At 38.5% G+C, this 410-nt stretch carries 1 pseudogene; it reads left to right on the top strand.

The features are described 5' to 3' along the window. Positions 1–206: pseudogene (locus DCC39_RS19970) on the top strand (IS91 family transposase); the annotation flags it as partial. Positions 207–410: the final 204 nt, after the last annotated feature.

Raw genomic sequence — 410 nt, 5'->3', positions numbered from 1 at the left:
GAATACAAGGGAGAAGTGTGTCTTGAGGATGGAAAATTAGAAATAAAAGTAGCCCTAGGTGAAACGGCAAGAAATTATTTAGTAAGGGTGATTAACAATCTCACCGGTATCCAGGCATCGAAAAAAAGCAAGAAAAAGAAGAAAGCCACCAGCTTAAAGCAGTCCAAGAAACAGAGCGTCAGCTATGTTTGTTTCGTTTGTCATGAAAAAGAAGAAATTCCTTTAAGTGTAGTTAGGGATTTTGATTTGATGGATGATGGTGATCCAACAACTCCTCCTATGTTTTCATGCGAAAAATGTGGAGGAAAAATGTACCCTGAGTATTATAAAGGAGTACATGGTGTAGAGTACAAATTATCGGATGTTCTCTAAACAAAAAAGGACCGGGCCGCTTTTTGCCCGGTTTTTCT

The organism is Pueribacillus theae, assembly GCF_003097615.1.
GTDB lineage: Bacteria > Bacillota > Bacilli > Bacillales > UBA6769 > Pueribacillus > Pueribacillus theae.
The sequence above is the reverse complement of the archived record's forward strand: the minus strand, read 5'-3'. Positions and strand labels throughout refer to the sequence as shown.